This window comes from Candidatus Streptomyces philanthi, assembly GCF_059553635.1.
Genome location: NZ_JCANQV010000468.1, coordinates 1 through 2,976, shown reverse-complemented (window position 1 = coordinate 2,976; position 2,976 = coordinate 1). Strand labels below are relative to the sequence as shown.

Genomic DNA, 2,976 nt, shown 5'->3' with positions numbered 1-2,976 from the left:
TGCGCATGGTGTGTTCCCGTCCGTTCAGGAGCCGCGGTGGAATTCGACGGTGAAGCCGCTGCACCGGCTGCACTGCTGCATGACCTGGTTGCCCGGCTCCTGGTCCTGGCCCGACCAGCCGTACGCCTTCGGGCAGTTGGTGGCGATCATGTCGCTGTAGGGGGTCCTGGCGTCACGGTTCGGGCTGGTGCACAGCTTCGGCGTGCCGTCGTTCCACCGCGTCAGGTTGTCGGCGGGGCACTTCGGCAGCAGGTTCTCCGCGCAGCCCACCTCGCCGCAGCCGCCGCCGGACCCGGACACCTGGGTGGGGGTGATCGTGATCGGTACGGAGAAGGCGTTGACGTAGCTCACGTTGTACCAAGGGGCCAGGCCGTCGTTCCTGTCGAAGTTGAACTCGGCGAGGCTGACGGGCTGTTCGCTGGTGTTCGGCGCGCAGTGGTCGGCGTAGACGCCGCAGTCGCCCAGTTCGCAGTGGAAGCTGCTGCCGGACTCGCCGCCGCACCCCATGCGGGCGAAGAACTTGCCGCGCCAGTGGCCGGGGGCCGCGTCCTCCGGGACGGTGACCGTCGCCGACCGGCCGGGCTCCAGGACCGGCAGCGACCCGAAGTTCTGGGAACCGTCGGCGTTGACGGCGCTGCCGACCCAGATCTTCTTGCCGGTGCTGTTGACGAACGTCACCGTGTGGGCGGCCGCCGTGGCCGCGGCCGGCGCGGCGTCGTCGAGCGCCGTACCCGTGGCCGTCTTCGCCTGCGGCCGGGTGCCCGTAGGCGACGGGACCAGCACCAGTAACGCGGCGACCACGGCGATCGTGGCCGCCAGGGTGTTCAAAACCTTGCGCACAGATCCTCCGTCGGATGGTGGTGGGAGGTGGGGGTCGGGGCCGGGCCGGTCACGTGCGACGCCCGGAGTGCGCCGCGGCGCCCCGGCGGCCGCGGTCCCGGCCGAGCCGGAGCGGTGCGCCGGGGACGGGGCGGGGCCTGCCGCGATCCTGGCCACGAGGGCACATCGGGTGCGCGTGGCGCGGTTGGGGGCCAGTGGGGCGGGAGCGGGTGGGCGGATGGTGACGTGGCCGGCCATCGGTGGGGTCGTGCCGGATGGCAACGTTGCCGTCCCCGGACGCGGAAGCCCCAGGACTACGTACGGGACCCCGACCGGCCCATATGACATCCGCCGCCCTCCGCGCCTGTCAACGGACTGCGCGGGACGAGCCCCTTTTCCGGCCAGAAAGGTCCGAGCGGGCAAGGACCACGGCTCCCGCGCCGACCGCTCCTGTCCCCGAAGACGCCGGATCGGCCGCACCATCCCCGAGAAGGCCGACCACGTCGGCAGCCGCGAGAAGCGCAGCTCCTATGACGGACGGCCACCGAAGTCCGGCAGGAACGACTGCAAAGAGCGCCATGCCGTGGAGTACGGCATCAACCGGCTGACGCGCCACCGGGCGGTGTCCCTGCGATGGCACATCCGCCGTCCGCCACGGGACAACCCTTAGCTCGCCTTCTCCTCCACCCCCGGAGTCGTCGACCGCTCGCGGCCCCAGGCGGCCAGCGGCTGGAGCGCTTCGTTCAGGCGCATGCCGTCCTCCGTCAGCGAGTACTCCACGCGGGGCGGCACCTCGTCGTAGGAGACGCGGCACACGACGCCGTCCGCTTCCATCTCGCGCAGGTGAGAGGCCAGCACCTTCTCGGTGATGCCGGGAAGCAGCCGACGCAGCTCGCCGAAGCGGCGGCAGGGGTGCTCGTGGAGCGCCCAGAGGATCAGCACCTTCCACTTGCCGCCGATCACCTCCATCGCGGTGTCGATCCCGCAGACGTGTCCGTCCGGTGCGCCCGGCCGGTTCAGCGTCGTCATGCCCCACCCCTCCGACGTGCTCGCTCACCCCGGGGTAAGCACCCACTCCAAAGTGCGTACTTGATCATCTCCGGGCCTGTGACCAGCCTAATCGGCATGGCACAGAACACTGCTGAGAAGACTCCCGTCACCCTGCTGGGCCTCGGTGCGATGGGCACCGCACTGGCCCGTACCTGGCTTGCCGCCGGCCACCCCCTCACCGTCTGGAACCGCACCCCGGCCCGCGCCGCGGCACTCGCCGCCGAGGGCGCACGGGCCGCGGACACCGCCGCCGAGGCGGTAGCGGCGAACACGTTGATCGTCGTCTGCCTGTTGGACGACGCCTCGGTCGACGAGGCGCTGGCCGGTACCGACCTGTCCGGCAGGGACCTGGTCAACCTGACCACCAGCACCCCTGACCAGGCCCGCGCCCGCGCCGAGTGGGCCCGCGAGCGCGGCGCCCGCTACCTGGACGGCGGGATCATGGCCGTCCCTCCGGTGATCGGTGTCCCGGAAGCCGGCGGCTACGTCTTCTACAGCGGCTCGCGGGAGGTGTTCGAGCGGCACCAGCAGACCCTGGTCGTCCCGTCCGGCACCACCTACGTCGGGGAGGACGCGGGCTTCGCGGCCCTGCACGACGTGGCCCTGCTCAGCGCCATGTACGGGATGTTCGCCGGTGCCGCGCACGCCTTCGCCTTGATCCGCAAGGAGGACATCGACCCCACGGCGTTCGCCCCGCTGCTCGCCGACTGGCTCGTCGCGATGGCCCCGGCGGTTCACCGGACCGCCGACCAGCTACGGAGCGGCGAATACACCAAGGACGTAGTGTCCCGTCTCGCCATGCAGGTGGCCGGCACACCGACCTTCCTGAGCACCGCCGAGCAGCAGGGCGTCAGCACGGAACTGCTCGGTCCCTACTTCGAGCTGATGCGCCGCCGCCTGGCGGAGGGCGGCGGCGAGGAGGACCTGACGGGTGTGATCGATCTGCTGGTGCACTGACCGGCCACTTGCCGCCACAGAAGAGGGCGTGCTGGTCACAGTCCTCAACGAGCCACTGTGACCAGCACTTTCACCGCACGCTCTAGGTCGCGGACCTGTGACGGCCTCCCCGGCCGGAGCCGCGGGCCCCGGTGCCGGTGGCACCGTCGG

The 2,976-nt window shown here is 71.2% G+C and carries 3 protein-coding genes; 1 reads left to right on the top strand and 2 read right to left on the bottom strand.

The window, feature by feature from the left end:
• Nucleotides 1-24: 24 nt before the first annotated feature.
• A complete protein-coding gene (locus AC51EU_RS29065; RefSeq protein ID WP_496270077.1) occupies nt 25-840 on the bottom strand; it encodes a thaumatin family protein in 816 nt (271 codons plus the stop codon).
• A gap of 645 nt (nt 841-1,485) precedes the next feature.
• On the bottom strand, nt 1,486-1,848 hold the full coding sequence (locus AC51EU_RS29060) for a winged helix-turn-helix transcriptional regulator (protein WP_496270076.1): 363 nt from the start codon (nt 1,846-1,848) through the stop codon (nt 1,486-1,488).
• Nucleotides 1,849-1,944: 96 nt separating this feature from the next.
• On the opposite strand from AC51EU_RS29060, the gene AC51EU_RS29055 reads away from it, so the two are divergent.
• Nucleotides 1,945-2,826 (top strand): NAD(P)-dependent oxidoreductase, encoded by an 882-nt coding sequence (locus tag AC51EU_RS29055; RefSeq protein ID WP_496270075.1) that lies wholly within the window; start codon nt 1,945-1,947, stop codon nt 2,824-2,826.
• Nucleotides 2,827-2,976: the final 150 nt, after the last annotated feature.